Source organism: Ureibacillus chungkukjangi (genome assembly GCF_003217295.1).
GTDB classification, from domain to species: domain Bacteria; phylum Bacillota; class Bacilli; order Bacillales_A; family Planococcaceae; genus Ureibacillus; species Ureibacillus chungkukjangi.
Genome location: NZ_QJTJ01000004.1, coordinates 211,589 through 226,512, shown reverse-complemented (window position 1 = coordinate 226,512; position 14,924 = coordinate 211,589). Strand labels below are relative to the sequence as shown.

Below are 14,924 nucleotides of genomic sequence, written 5' to 3'. Positions count from 1 at the left end.
GGACACCCTTGCGTTTGGCTAGTGGTTCGCATATCTCAACGCCCACAGTGAACTTTCATCACCTAGTTGACGGACATGCCCGGCACACAAAAAAGGTAAAATTACCGGAGTAATTTTACCTCAGATTGTCGACAAAAGACCTTCAGAATGGTCACATTCTGAAGGCCTTTTGTAATTTTGAACGTTTTTCGGGTATTTGACAGTCTTATTTTAAGCAAAAGTACTCTACGAGTATTCTATTTTAGACCATTTCTGGAGCTTGCCATGTCCAATTGGCAAGCTTCTTTAAATTCATGGCAGCAAAAGTAAGCATCGCCTGCATGGACAATTTTTTAATCCCACGTAGGGTTGTCCATCGCATACCATGCTTTTCTTTCGCATCCGCAAAAACACGTTCAATCGTTTCTTTACGTCTTGCATATATTTGTTTGATATCGTTTTGATGACGAAGATGATCCGCTTCCTCTACATGATGTGCCCAAATATGACGCTCAATAATTTTTCGATGGTCTTTACTGTTCGTACATCGAGCAAGCAAAGGACAGTTTGCACACTCAGTAGGGTTCGATTTGTATTGGCGTTTTCCATCTTTAGTCGTTGTCGAATATTTTAGGATTTGCCCTTCCGGACAAAGGTAACAATCATAGTACTCGTCATATACATAATCGTGTTTACGTAAAAATCCATCCTTCGTTTTTGGTCGTGTATACGGAAGTGCCGGTTGAATATCATGTTCAAATAAAAACTTAGTAATCGCAGGTGTTTTATAAGCAGCATCGGCCGCAACCGCAAGTGGCTTCTTCACTTTTTCCATTACCTTTTCAACAAGTGGCTGAAGCATATGACTATCATGAACATTCCCAGGTGTCACAATCGATCCAAGTATAAATCCATACCTATCCGCTGCCGCATGGAATGAATAAGCAAACTGCTTCGTCCGTTCATCTTTTACATAGTAGCCACTTTCAGGATCTGTCGTACTCTCTTTAATTTCCTTCATATCTTCTTTTTCAAATTTATCTGGCGGGAATGGTTTCTTCCCATGATCAATCCGATCTTGATTCAACTCTTCTTGAAGTTTAGCTTCATATGCCCGAGTCTCTTTGCGTACAATCTTCTTTTCGAATTTACGTTTATTCGCACTGGCTTTAACATGAGTTGAATCGATGAAGACATGGTCGGCACTTAGTAATCCTTTATCTGCAATTTCTTTAAGAATTCGATAGAAGATCTGTTCAAAGATATCCGTATCTTGGAAACGACGTTCATAATTTTTACCGAAGGTAGAAAAGTGCGGTACTTCAGAATGGAATCCAAATCCTAAAAACCATCGATATGCCATATTCGTCTCGATCTCTTTTATAGTTTGACGCATTGAACGAATTCCAAATACATATTGAACAAATGTCATTTTAATTAATACGACTGGATCCACACTCGGTCGACCTAGTGTTGAATACAGTGGTTCTACTAGTGGATAGATGAAGGAAAAATCAATAGCTGATTCAAGCTTTCTAACAAGATGATTCGGTGGTACAAGTTGTTCAATTGTAATCATCTCAATTTGATCACGTTCATTTATTTGATTTTTCGAGATCATATCCATTCACCTCAGACATTTATTTAGAAAGGAGTTGATTGTAGTGTAGGCGGCGACTCCTGCGGGAAAAGCGTGAAGGCCGATACCCCGCAGGAGCAAAGCGACGAGGAGGATTGGGCCACGCCCGCGGAAAGCGTCCGCCGAAACGGAAATCAACTAACTCTATTTCAGAAACTATTACTTTTATTTTAAAAGAAAAAAGACTGTAGGCAAACTTGAAATTTCGAGTTTGTCTACAGTCTGAGGTAAAATTACCGGAGTAATTTTACCTTTTTTATCTATTGCTGTTGGGATTTTCTTTTTTTACCACGTTTAATAATCGCAATTACAAAGGCGATAAATAATAAATAGACCACTGCTAGAGCTGCTAGATAGCCTTTATTTATACCCTTTTCTTCCGTAACCTGGAAAATTTCAACGATTTCTCGATCAAGTACAATAGGGTAAGTTCCATTTTTATTCATACGAATTGTATCATTGTCCAGCATGGCACGAAGCTCTTTACCTGTACCAATTTCTTCTTCTGATATATCAAATCGAGTTGTTTGCCCCGTGTTATTTATGACAACAATCCATCTTTCTGTATCAGAATAACGCTCAAACACTAAAAACCCACTGTCATTTTTCAGTAATTTGTATCCACCATCTCTTAAAGTTTCAGATTGTGAACGTAAGGTTTGGACATTCCCGATAAAGTCTATCATTTCTTCATCTGTTTTGAAGTTATAAAGCTGATGTGCCTCTGCCCCAGCTTCACCATTCATAATAAGCTCTGTTCCATATTGTGTAACAGGTACCCCCGGTAAAAGTAATGTTGCGACAATTCCTAGTCTTGTTCTAGTTGGCGGGTAAGCTTCTACTGTTAATGTAAAGCGGTCAGTAAAGACGTTATCCAGCATTAGCTGCGTAGGTGCTTCTTCCCCGTTCGCGTAAGGTTCAATATTAGTTAAAAGATTAGATGAATCTTGGTTTACATTTTTGTAAGCATTACGGAAGGCTTCTGTTGTTTCTGAGTAGTATTTAGCATCAAAAGTTGCCTCACTTTCTTCATTAGAGATAACGTAAATATCCTCATTCACTTCTTTAATAGCAGAAATTAATTCATTTATAAATTCCGTATCAGCGTTACCAAGATTAGTTAAGCGAATGCCACCAAATTTATAAGAGGAAACAAAGTCTACTACCGAGTTAAGTAAGGCCTGCTGTACTTCTTCATTTTGTAAATCCCACTGTACTCTCGCGTCAGAGGAGCCTGTAATCCACTCAGCTTTTGCTGGATCCTGAGCCCATTCATGATTCTCGCTGACATTTGTTAGCGGGAAATCCACCATTACCTTTACATTGCTCTTAGCATATGTATTAATAACATTCGCCAGCTCGTCTGCTGTACCAAAATGCGGTTCAATTTCTTCATAGCTTGTAACCATTGTCCCGTCATACTTTTCTGTTTTGAAAACAGAGCCCAACGACACAATGCTATAGCCCATATCTGTGATTAATGAAAATTTATCAATTAACCCGCCAAAGTCACCACCAGCAAATTGAGTAATATCCTTAGGATCTGTATTGTAATCATTTTCGGCAGTCGAGTTAAAATAACGGTCTACCAATAAATCATATATCGTTTCATCTGCAATTGTTTTTGTTTCTTGTGCGGCTGCAACAGCTGGCAAAGAAAATGATGCAGCAACAATTGCTGACGCCACTGTGATGCTTATCCATTTTGTGAATTTCAAAATTATCCCTCTCCTATCAAATCCGCCTTGCTTTTACTTTTTGTAATTGCCAGGCTCTAACCTCATCCAATGCTTATAGAACTCCCTGAAGTAAAGACATATCATCGCCATTTTACCAAAAAGAAAAGACCTTCTGCTATCTTTTACTAGGAAATCAGCAATTTACATTGGAAAATGCGACAAAAACGTGAACGTGTCACTTGGATGCAGTGTTGCCTTGGTGTATGAAGTTTAGTTTCGGTAAGCTTGGAGGGTATAATACTGTGTATTTAAATTTGGAGATGGTGGGCGTGTTGTGTTGAAGTGCATTTTGAGGATTGATTTGCTTGGTTGGAGTAGGTATAGGAGTTGGGGGAAGTGTAGAGTTTGGCTTTTTGCTACGGTTGTGGGGGGAATTGGGATTGGATGGTTGTAATGTTTCTGGTTTTACTACGATTGCGGGGGAGACGCTTGCTTGGATGGAAGCAATGGTTCTCGTTTTGCTACGATTGCGGGCTTTCACTAGCATGAACTGTCTTATTGTTCCCCGCTTTGCTACCGTTCAACAGTACCACTCGCTTGAATCGTCGCATTGTTCCTCTGTTTGCTACCGTTCAACAGTACCACTCGCTTGTACCGTCGCATTGTTCCTCACTTTGCTACCGTTCAACGGTACCACTTGCTTGAATCGTCGCATTGTTCCTCTGTTGCTACCGTTCAACAGTACCACTTGCTTGAATCGTCTTATTGTTCCCCGCTTTGCTACCGTTCTGCGGCGCCACCTGCTTGTACCGTCTTATTGTTCCCCGCTTTGCTACCGTTCAACGGCGCCACTTGCTTGTAACGTCTTATTGTTCCCCGCTTTGCTACCGTTCAACAGTACCACTCGCTTGTACCGTCGTATTGTTCCCCGCTTTGCTACCGTTCTGCGGCACCATCTACTTGTACCGTCGTATTATTCCTCACTTTACTACCGTCCAACTGTACCACTCGCTTGTACCGTCGTATTGTTCCCCGCTTTGCTACCGTTCAACGGCGCCACCTACTTGTACTGTCGTAATGTTCCCCGCTTTGCTACCGTTCAACCATACCACTCGCTTGAATCGTCGCATTGTTCCTCTGTTTGCTACCGTTCAGCGGCTTCATTCGCTTGTATTGTCTTAATATTCCTCTGTTTACTACCGTTCAACTGTACCACTCGCTTGTACCGTCTCATTCTTCCCCACTGTGCTACAGTTCAACAGCACCACCTGCTTGTACCGTCGCAATTATCGGCTCATTCGTACAATTGAACACTACCACCTGCTCCAACCGTAGCAAACTTTCGCTAACTTCAATGCATTTGATTCTCTTCATTACTCCTTCAATGCAACATTACCTCAAAACCGACTCTCTCTTCATTTAATAGCCCCAATACATTTCATCAAAAAAAATCGCAAAGTACAAAAAGTACCCTGCGATTTTGGAGCTTATTATTAAGCTAAGAAATTGAAGCCCATTTGTAATGCAAATCCCATATATAATACTGCAAATAGAGAAATTGCAAAGATAATCCAGAAAACTGTTGTTGGTTTGTTTTTAGCTTGACGTACTAAAACCATTTCCATCATACCGATTACTAAAATACCTAATAGGAATTTAATCCCGTAAAGCATGCCTTGTCCAAAATCCATTGCTTCAATAAATAATGCCCCACCAGTAATGATGATTAGAATATAGAACAAACGTAACGCCATATGAATCCCTTTAGATTTTGAAGCTACTGCTGCCACGAAAAATAGTATTAAAGCAACTACCCAAGTGGTAATGTGTAAGTGTGTTGAGTTTGTTAAAAAGTCCATCTTGTTCCCACCTTTTTTTCTTTGTCAGCAATATCCTACCATATGCATGTTTGGGTATTCAAATATATTAGGCTCTATTTACTTTAATGTACAAATTTAAAACTATTTTTTAAGATTTCAAGGGCAATTTACTAGACAAATTAAGAATTTCTATTCAAATCGATTGGAAAGAGTTCCAATTCCCTGAATCGAAATCTTGACTATATCTCCAGCCTTTAAGAAAGTTGGAGGGTTCATTCCTTTGCCTACCCCAGCAGGTGTACCTGTTAGAATGATGTCACCTGGCTCAAGCGTAACATGGCGAGAAAGAGTAGCTACCAACTCATCGATAGGGAATACCATATCTTTTGTAGAGCCGTTTTGTCGCACTTCCCCGTTTACTTTCGTTACAACCGTTAAATTTTGCGGATCAGTAATTTCGTCTTTTGAAACGATATATGGACCTATTGGACAAGAGCCTTCTAAGCTTTTGCCTAAGAAAAATTGTTTATGACGATCTTGAAGATCACGTGCTGTAATATCATTGGCGATTGTATAGCCAAAAATATAGTCATAGGCAAGCTTTTTCGGGATATCCTTCCCTTTCTTTCCTATTACGATAGCAAGCTCACCTTCATAATCTAGAGAATTTGTTTTTTCCTCATGGATTGGCAGAACTTGTTCATCAGCTGCAATCGAAGTTGATGATTTTGTGAATACGACCAAGTCTACAGGTGCCGCATCGGCTCCCATTTCTTTAGCATGATCCTGATAATTTTTACCGATACATAAAATATTTTTTGGTGTTCTTGGAATAGGTGATAGCCACTCTATTTCAGAAAATGCTAGCTTATATTGATTAACTTCTGCAGTATTTTTTACTGCTTCAACTAATCTACGAGTTTGTTCAACAAAGTCAAAACCTAATGTAATTCCATCAATAATTTGTTTTGGAAAAGAAGGGAGAATTTTAAGCTCTTCTTGAATAGCTAGCACATCCCAAACCGCTTCCTCTTTTTTAACTTTCGGACCGAATTTCACTTCTCCATTTAATTTGAACGATAAAATCTTCATAAATAAAGGCTCCTTCTTTTTTCCTTTGTAGTCTTTACATTCTCCGATATTTAGAATATATCGAATAAATGCTAGATTAGTTTCATCATACATCAAATTTTCTGAAATTGCTCACTTTTCAGACAAGAAATTTTTAGCAATTTAGTGAAATAGAATTACTATTTTCAAATACATTCCACTCTGCCATCTTTCTAAATTACGACGATTATCGATAAGTTAATTTCTTTACTAATAGCTCTAATGGGCCTTGTTTAAACTTAGTAAACCAAAGCTCTGCAAAAATGACCTGAATGACAAATAGACCAATCGCTATATAAGTTCCCATTTGAACGTCCACTTCACCATATAACCCGAATCCAAAATTATAGAAGATTAATGTGCAAATAATCGATTGCATAATGTAAATCGTTAGTGACATTCTGCCCGCTTTAGCTAACGGCTTCAACAGCTTTGGCATTACTGGAATCATACATAGACAAACTACCACGCCAATATAGCCAATAGAAAGAATCGGCCCCCCTACATATACTTTTAAATAGTCTAATAGATAAGTACTGTTATAAATAAACGGTGTGCTCTTAATGAAAAGTCCCAGCGCTAAACATATAACTGTTAAGCTAATCCATAGAATTTTTAACTCTTTTCCTCTTTCGATTAAGCGCCATTTTGCGAAGGCTGCACCGATTAGCATATACGGTAAGATCGTCAGCAACGAGGTAATCCACATTACTAACCCCATTTGAAGCGCTAGATCATCCAGCCTCTGGAGAAAAGCATCTGTCCAGCTACCAATTCCATAGGCAGATAGGGCATTGTTAATCATTGTAATATCGACAGCCGGCTCCTCAACCTCTAAATTAGCCACGCTAAGAAGCGAAAACATGCCAATGAAGAATACCTGCATGATTCCATTAATGACTATCCCAAATGTTAGCAGCCAGCCACTTCCAAAGCGCAGGAAGAGAAGAAGAATAAAACCACAAAATGCATACATTGTTAAAATATCTCCCCACCAGATGAAAAAGGCGTGGAATAAACCAATTATTAATAAAATAATTAATCGTTTTGGTGCAAATTTATAGAAGCTTGCACCTGTCTTTTCCGCCTTCATAAATTGCATGGCTAGCCCATAGCCAAATAACATTGAAAATAATGGGTAGAAGCTACTTTGTACATAGATATCCAAGGTTTGATGCCAAATAATATCCTTTGCTTCTGTAAACCAATTACCTAAATCTATATGAGGCAGTGGCAGATAAAATCCGAACATGTTTACTAATAAAATTCCCAGTAAACTAAATCCTCGTAAAATATCTAGAGAGTCAACTCTCTCATTTAAAGCTGTTGGTTGAAAATTCACTATGGTTCTCCTTTTCTTTGACAAAAATAATAACTTGTTATTATTTTACATGATTATCCAACACTTTTTTCGAAAAAAAGCCCATTAATTTTTTTAAAATTAATAGGCTTCTTATGCTTTAGTGCTAATCTAGTCTGATTTCTGCCTCTGCATTATATAAATAAAGTATTTTTTCATCGACCTTTACCTGTAAAATCGATTCAATTGCCTCTGTGTAAATCCTTAACTGAACACCATAGCGTTTTTTCATTTCATTTGTTAAATAGGGCTCCTCTGAAAACTGTGGGAGAATTTTGTCTGTTTTATAATCAAGCAGAATCCACTTACCATCCTCATCTTCAATTAAACAGTCAATAATCCCCTGAATAATCTGTGAGTCTCCCTCCTCATCCTCAATACTTAAAGTAAACGGAACCTCTCGATGCAATTGCTTGGCACGAGTAAAACGCTGACCAATATTACTTAAAAAGAATTGATAGACCTTTTCGGGGTCAACCACTTGAATTTCATCTTCCGTCAGTAAATTTCTTTTTACTAATACATTCAAGTACGCTACTATTTCATCAATAGTAGAGAAGCCTTCCTGAGGTATATGCTGCATCACTGTGTGAACGACCGTACCAATTTCAGTTGCTGATAATTTCTTTTCCTGCAAAAATAGCGGTCTTTTTTTCGCAGTGACTGATTTCAAATGCATAATTTGTGTCTCTGGTTCTTCCTCGCGTTGCAGACTTTCAATTCGTTTAATTTCTGAAACACTTGTTTTAGACTTTTTGGATACTGCACTAGCATGAGCATATGGTGTGTTATATTGGAGCTGCATTTTAGCTAGTAATGCTTGATCCACCTCTTGAGCTGCCTCCTCAGTCGATTTCCCTTCCGCCTCAAAATGCAATGCACTCATAAAGGAAGTATTTGAAATAGGAGTGACCACCCATTTAGAAGAATTCTCTACCGGCTTGTACTCTTCTTGACTTAAAGCTATAAAGCATTCATGTCTAGCTACCGCAGGACCGATCCAATCTAAGTAATTTTTTGCTCGAGCACGTAAATATTCTGGCAGCATTACCTCTGTCGGCAGATGCTGTACCTCTGCCCACTTGGCATTGACCTTCTCCCAATCCTTCACAGTACCTACTAGAATCAATCTTTCCTTTGCTCTTGTCATGGCTACATATAAAACACGCATTTCCTCTGCTTTTAACTCAAGAATCTTCTTCTCTTTCATCGCTAAAAATGGAAGTGATGTATACATAATTCGATCATCTGGGTCAATCGCCTTTACAGCTAATCCAAATTGCTGATCAAATAGGTACGAATTATTAAAATCCATCTGATTAAAGCTGCGTCCTAATCCAGCCACAAAAACAACAGGATACTCAAGTCCTTTAGAGGAATGAATTGTAACGAGTCGAACTACATCATCCTTCTCACCAATGGACTTGGCTACTCCCAAATCATCGCCTCGAGAACGCATACGATCGATGAAGCGTAAGAAACGGAACAGCCCTCGGAAGGAAGTTTTCTCATACATAAGGGCACGGTCGTGCAAGGTTCTTAAATTTGCCTGACGTTGTTTCCCATTAGTCATGGCACCAACCATTTCATAATAATTCGTATCGATATAAATTTTCCAAATTAAATCAGATAAGGAGCCTCTGCGTGCTAAATTTCTCCAATGTTCAAGCTGAGTTAAGAAACGTTGTAATTTTTCAGCGGTATTTGTATCGAGACCTGTATGCTCTTCTTCAACAAATTGTTTCACAGCATCGTAATAAGGAGCTTTACGATTAACTAAACGAATTTTAGCCAATTCATTTTCGGTACAGCCAACAAATGGAGCTCTTAGAATAGAAGCTAAAGGAATGTCTTGGTAAGGATTATCGACTACCTGTAAGACATTTAGCATGACCATAACTTCTAGTGCCTCGAAATAGCCCTTTGAGGACTCAGCATATAAAGGAATGCCTGCTGATTTAAACTCTTCGACTAAATCATTGGACCAAGTCATTGAACGCATTAATATCACAATATCGCTATACTGCATTGGGCGAACACGTTTTTCAGGGTCCTTTTGTTTTGCATCATAAACCGTTGCACCACTATCGATTAGCTCGCGGATTCGTTTAATAATAAACCGCGCTTCTGCTTGTGATTTCTGAAGTTCTTCCTCCATGGCAATATCAGGGGCTAAGTCTTCATCTGCTTCTTCCAATGAGTCATCCGGATTTTCTTCATATATAATCGCCAGTTCGATTGGCATTTCCACTTCATTATAAGGAGCACCTGGCTTAAGTCCAGCCTTTTCATCGTAGTGGATTTCCCCAACTGTCTCACCCATTATTTGTTCAAAAACAAAGTTTGTCCCGTGCAATACCTCTTTTCGACTACGGAAGTTTGCATTCAAATCTATTTTCAAGCCATTCGAAACTGGTTCTTCCTCAAATTGCGTATATTTATTTAAAAATAACATTGGCTCAGCAAGTCGGAATCGATAGATGGACTGTTTTACGTCGCCCACCATAAATAAGTTTCCATCGAATTCGCTACCGCTTTTAACCAGCTGTAGAATCGTCTCTTGAAGCATATTTGTATCCTGATATTCATCGACAAGCACTTCTTTAAACTTATCTTTAAAATCTAATGCAACTGGGGATGGCTGGAGCTTCCCATTCTCTTCTACCGTAAGAATTTCCAGGGCATAATGCTCTAAATCAGAAAAATCCACTAGGCCTCTTTGTAGCTTGGCTGCTTTAAATTTATCACTGAAGCTCTCCGTTAACTCGACCAATGTATCAATAATTGGAGCCATTAAACGAATTTCCTGTAACAGTCGCTCTGGTTTTCTCAGGAAGAACGCTTCCTTCAGCTGGTTTACAATCTTTTTGGCTTGATCTCGTTTTTTCTGTCCCATTGCCTTGAGGTCAGGATCACAGCTATCCTTTGGTATTCTTGCTATGCCCGGCCACTTTAACGTATTGAAAAAATCATATGCCTCTTGCCATGTATGGTGGGTAATTATCCGTTTTGCTTCCTCGATTATGGCTGTATCTAGCATTGCCGTTTCTCCATAGCCTGCTGGACCATCTGGCTTTAACGAATACTGGCGCATTTCTTCGATGTGTGCAAGAGCTTCTTCTAAGCTGAACCTTATGGAGTTTTTCAATGGCTCTATAAAGGCAAGCTCATCAATAGTGATATTTTCTGGCAAGTCATATTGTCCAGATAATGAACGCAACCATTTCGTTGGCTCTGGATGGACTCTTGACGTCTCATATAGCTTGTTAATCAGTGTTTCAATGGCTTGGTCATCACGATCCGATGTAAAGCTATCCACCAATCGATACACTGCATTTACCTTAGCTTCGTCATCCTGATCATAGGCTTCTTCTAATACTTCTGCTAAGACGTCATCGCGTAATAATGCGGATTCTCCTTCGTTAGCAATTCGAAAACCAGGATCGATTTCGATTAGATAGGCATATTGGCGAACTATAGCTAAGCAAAATGAATGCAAGGTAGAAATTTGCGCTTTATTTACTAAGCTTAGCTGGCGACGTAAATGCTGATTCCGAGGATCCTTGGCAATTTCTTTTTCTAACGCCTCTGCCATACGATGGCGCATTTCTGCTGCTGAGGCATTTGTAAATGTCACAACAAGGAGTTCATCCACATCTATGGGATTCTCGTTTGAGATTACCTTTTCTATCATTCGATTTATAAGTACTGCTGTTTTACCAGAGCCCGCTGCTGCTGAAACTAGCGTATCCTGACCTGTAGCCCAAATCGCCTTCCACTGCTCGTCAGTCCATGTTACGTCTAGTTTTTTTTCAGGAATTGATAGACCCATCGTTTTTCAACTCCTCTCTTATTTTCGAGACAATATTATCCGTTTTGTCGGCCTGTAGCTGGTGATAGAGCTGCTCATGGTCTGTTGGGTCGAATTGACAAACAGATTTAAAGCTACAGTAGTCACAGGCTGTCCTACCCTTTAAGCGATAAGGCTTGATTCCCGTTTCACCACTTAAAATGCCGTCCCCTGCCACTTTATGCTTGTGTCTGACATATTGCTGGATTTGCCCCATATCACTTGGCTGCACAACACGAGATTTAGATAAGGATGTCGTTCCGTCCTTCTTTAAATACACAGGGACGATATTTGAGCTACCGCCAAGCTCTAGCTCCTCATCCATTGCGATTAATGACTCTGCATTCTCTGTTAGGAGCCCCTTCATACGATATTTTTTCATGCGCTCGAGCTCGAGAGTCATTTCATCGACTTCCTGCTCCATTTTTAAAATTGGATTATGCACATGCACATAAAGTACTCCAGCAGGATCTACGTCTCCATCAAACCATAGCTCAGAATTTTCAACGGCTACATCTAAATATGTTAGAAGCTGTAGTGAAATCCCGTGGTATACCTCATTTAAATCCAAGTCACGGCTAGAGGATTTGTAATCAATAACTCGTAAATAGGACTTGTCCCCGATTTTCGCTCGATCAATTCGGTCAATTCGACCCTGGATGCGCATTTTTCTACCACCTGATAAATCTATTTCTAACGGTGGCAGCTTTTCATTCGGTCCAAATGCGGCTTCGATTGCCACTGGTTTAAAGAAGGAATTTTTGGCATGCTGGGATAGTGCCATCATTGTCCGTTCAACGATTCGAATTAGCTTTCTTTGAATATAGCGATAACGGGCACTGCTTAATAAGATTTGATGAGAAAATACAGGCACGATATGCTCCACTGCCTGGCGAGCAAGCTGACTACACTGTAACTTCGATAATCGATTCCACTGCAGGTTTAACCGCTCTGTTTCAAGTGTGATCCATTTTAAGGCTTCATGGAATAAATCACCCATCGCAAAATTTTCAAGTCGATAAACTGCTCGTTCCTCCAGTCTTAAGCCATAGGTTGTGAAATGAGAGAAAGGACAGCGATAAAACTTTTCAACCCGAGATACACTGGAGGTCAACTCTGTACCATATAAGCTTTCTGTAATTTCCGGTGTTAGGTTTTCGGTATTCTTTTTCTTTTTTAACGGACGCATCACCGCTTGTAGCACATGCTTCCAATTAGCATCCTGTTCATAAAATGTCTTTAAAGCCAGCCACTCAGGTGCAAGCTCTTGTGTATACTCGGCCTGACGTAATTGCATCATTAAATAAGCCAAAGAGGTCCTTGGGTGCTGTAAATATGCAAGCGTATTTGTTGGCTCCAATTCCTCAATCGGATCATTAAGAACTCGCGTATGAGGCAAGGTTTTTACGCCACCCACCTCAAAGAGCTTATGCAAACGATTGACATAGAGTGAAGGCAGTAGTGCTTTACTTTCTTCGTCTGAGCTTGCAAAGGTTACATAAAGTCGATTTGTAGGAGATGAAAAAGCACGATAGATTAAAAATGCTTCCTGTAGCAAACGATGCTTTGACGTTGGTGATAGCTCTATATCAGCTCCTGCAAACCAACCTCGCTCCACATCGGTTATTAATCCCTCATAGTCCATGCGCATTGGATAGACGCCATCATTCACACCAATGACGAATACTGCTTTCTTGTTGTCAAAGCGAGAGAATTCAACTGTAGAAACCGTTACCTCATCAACTGATGGTGGAATTTTTGAAAAGTGAAGTGTATCAAACCCTTCATCCAATATTTGGGCAGCCTCTTCAAGCGTCAGCTTTTGGTCACCAAATAAAAGAGCAAATTGTTCTAATACATTGATCCAGCGGTTCCAGGCCTGGTCATGCTCACTTGCACCATGGAGGTCATGCTCCTCCAATTCTATATTTTTTAAGGCCTGTAACTTCTCATAAACCTTTAAATCGTCGATACAATTATATAAGGCCATGGCGATTTCTCTACCAGTTTCAGCTTCCTTTAGCTGCTCTTGAAGCTTCTCAAGTGGTGCCTTGATGATTTCTTTTATTTCATCGATCAGCTTTTGCATTTGAATTTCTTCATCGGTTTGTTTTTTAGAATAAAACTCTAGCCCACGATATTTTTTATAAAACCATCTTGAATCCTCGAACCATCGATAGCCATAAATCCCCTGTGCAATGACGAAGTTTTCGAATAGATCCGCCTTCTCACGCATCTCCTTCAAATCACTTTTTAATGGGAAGAATAAATCTGTTTTTACACTTCTAAAAACGGGCTCATACTGCCAATTAGAAGAGATTACTTCTAATATCGACCGACTAAACTCAATTAATGGATGATGAAGCATCGTCTTTTTTTCGTTGGTGAAAAGAGGGATATCATATTGAGCAAAAATCGTTTGAATTAATGGGTCATATACAGCGGCTTGACGATACATAATCCCAATATCCCGATATCGTATTCCCTCGTCCTTGACAATTCGACATATTTCCCGGGCAATCGCATGGATTTCAGCTCTACGATTTGCCCCTTCCATGACTTGGACAAATCCTTCTGCCTCAATCGGCTGTGGAATTGCTTGATGGAATTGTTTTTCAACATGCTGCAGATCATGATTTTGATAGCGATAGCTATTTTCCAAATGAATTCGCGGTTCGACATCAATTTGAAATTTATATGCCTCCTGAAGCAATTTATCATACATTACAGCCGGTCGATAAAAGACAGCTTGGTCATTATACTTATCGTTTGGATCCTCAAAAGGTAAAACAACCGTCACCCTTTTAGCCAAAGACATTAGCTGTTTGACGATTTCAAACTCTCGAACTGTAAAGGCTGTAAAACCATCTATATAAATGTGTGCCTCTCTAATTCTCTCTGAATTCTGCAATTGTTCAATCAGAATTGGGTAAAATCCCTCACTATCTATAAAGCTATCACCTAGTACCTCTTCAAGCTTTGTTAAAATTAGCTGTAAATCCTTCGACTTTGCGATGAGTGTATTAGGAGCTGAAGATTCCTCTAACTGAGTAATCGTATCGGCCAATGTCTGACTATCAATGTTGTATTGACTGAACTCTTTAATAAGCTGCTCTATTTCTTTTGTAAAACCCCGCTTATCTGCTGCCTGACGGAATAACGAAAACTGCTCTTTATTTTCTGCCAGCAAGCGTCGGATGAGCATACGATAACCAATTTTATCGATTTGCTCTTTTGCAATGCCCCCAGTTTCTTGCAGGATATGCCATGCTAAACGTTTAAACGTCATGACCTGTGCTCGAATAATCCCTTTTATATCATACTGATTAGTAAGCATGTATTCTGCCTGGTAAGACATTTGGTCAGGAACGATTAAATAAATTTGGGAGCCTAAAGGTTGTTCCTTTAACTCCTTTACGATTTCCTGATGTATGAATGTAGACTTCCCTGTACCAGCTCGTCCACTAATCACTCGTAACGACATGAC

7 protein-coding genes are annotated in these 14,924 nt (G+C 39.5%); all 7 read right to left on the bottom strand.

Annotated features, from left to right (window positions below; all coding sequences use genetic code 11):
* Positions 1 to 241: 241 nt before the first annotated feature.
* The 7 genes from BJ095_RS05485 to addB all read right to left on the bottom strand — a co-directional run bounded on the left by BJ095_RS05485 (position 242) and on the right by addB (position 14,921).
* On the bottom strand, positions 242 to 1,600 hold the full coding sequence (locus tag BJ095_RS05485) for an IS1182 family transposase (protein ID WP_107932738.1): 1,359 nt from the start codon (positions 1,598 to 1,600) through the stop codon (positions 242 to 244).
* A gap of 278 nt (positions 1,601 to 1,878) precedes the next feature.
* Positions 1,879 to 3,336: an alpha-amylase family glycosyl hydrolase gene (locus tag BJ095_RS05480; RefSeq protein WP_107932736.1), complete on the bottom strand. Its 1,458-nt coding sequence runs from the start codon at positions 3,334 to 3,336 to the stop codon at positions 1,879 to 1,881.
* Positions 3,337 to 4,790: 1,454 nt separating this feature from the next.
* Positions 4,791 to 5,156 carry a YisL family protein gene (locus tag BJ095_RS05475; protein ID WP_107932734.1) on the bottom strand — a complete coding sequence of 122 codons (366 nt, stop codon included), beginning with the start codon at positions 5,154 to 5,156 and terminating at the stop codon, positions 4,791 to 4,793.
* Between the two features lie 150 nt (positions 5,157 to 5,306).
* Positions 5,307 to 6,209 carry a fumarylacetoacetate hydrolase family protein gene (locus tag BJ095_RS05470; protein WP_107932732.1) on the bottom strand — a complete coding sequence of 301 codons (903 nt, stop codon included), beginning with the start codon at positions 6,207 to 6,209 and terminating at the stop codon, positions 5,307 to 5,309.
* A 205-nt stretch (positions 6,210 to 6,414) separates the two neighbouring features.
* Positions 6,415 to 7,569: a DUF418 domain-containing protein gene (locus BJ095_RS05465; protein ID WP_107932730.1), complete on the bottom strand. Its 1,155-nt coding sequence runs from the start codon at positions 7,567 to 7,569 to the stop codon at positions 6,415 to 6,417.
* Between the two features lie 124 nt (positions 7,570 to 7,693).
* The gene (addA, locus tag BJ095_RS05460; protein WP_107932728.1) at positions 7,694 to 11,419 is read right to left on the bottom strand and encodes a helicase-exonuclease AddAB subunit AddA; all 3,726 of its coding nucleotides are present in this window, start codon (positions 11,417 to 11,419) and stop codon (positions 7,694 to 7,696) included.
* Positions 11,400 to 14,921 (bottom strand): helicase-exonuclease AddAB subunit AddB, encoded by a 3,522-nt coding sequence (addB, locus tag BJ095_RS05455; RefSeq protein ID WP_107932759.1) that lies wholly within the window; start codon positions 14,919 to 14,921, stop codon positions 11,400 to 11,402. Before addB ends, addA begins: the two co-directional genes overlap by 20 nt.
* Between the last annotated feature and the right edge of the window lie 3 nt (positions 14,922 to 14,924).

What these genes read in the sequence shown, in the direction of transcription:
- BJ095_RS05485 (WP_107932738.1), bottom strand. Translation starts at nt 1,600, where the DNA reads ATGATCTCGAAAAATCAAATAAATGAACGTGATCAAATTGAGATGATT.
- BJ095_RS05475 (WP_107932734.1), bottom strand. Translation starts at nt 5,156, where the DNA reads ATGGACTTTTTAACAAACTCAACACACTTACACATTACCACTTGGGTA.
- BJ095_RS05470 (WP_107932732.1), bottom strand. Translation starts at nt 6,209, where the DNA reads ATGAAGATTTTATCGTTCAAATTAAATGGAGAAGTGAAATTCGGTCCG.
- addA (WP_107932728.1), bottom strand. Translation starts at nt 11,419, where the DNA reads ATGGGTCTATCAATTCCTGAAAAAAAACTAGACGTAACATGGACTGAC.
- addB (WP_107932759.1), bottom strand. Translation starts at nt 14,921, where the DNA reads ATGTCGTTACGAGTGATTAGTGGACGAGCTGGTACAGGGAAGTCTACA.